Here is a 220-nt window from a genome sequence, read left to right on the forward strand (position 1 = left end):
CTAAACTAATAAGCCTTGCAATCATGGCTCTGCCTTTATCATCTAAGCTAGTAAAAATAAGTAGCGGACATTCTAAAATTAAATCACCAGGCCTGAGTTGATGCTCACCAATAACCCCATAAACAAAATCCACAAACACTTCGTTGAGCATTTCCGGGCCAAATAAATTAACACTTAAAGGGACCGCCATTCCTTCCATACGAACTGCCATGGCACGCTC

The 220-nt window shown here is 41.4% G+C and carries 1 pseudogene; it reads right to left on the reverse strand.

From position 1 onward, the window contains the following. Positions 1–220: pseudogene (locus tag CWB77_RS18260) on the reverse strand (GGDEF domain-containing protein); the annotation flags it as partial.

It is taken from the genome of Pseudoalteromonas sp. S1610, from assembly GCF_005887465.1.
Taxonomy (GTDB): Bacteria; Pseudomonadota; Gammaproteobacteria; order Enterobacterales; family Alteromonadaceae; genus Pseudoalteromonas; species Pseudoalteromonas undina.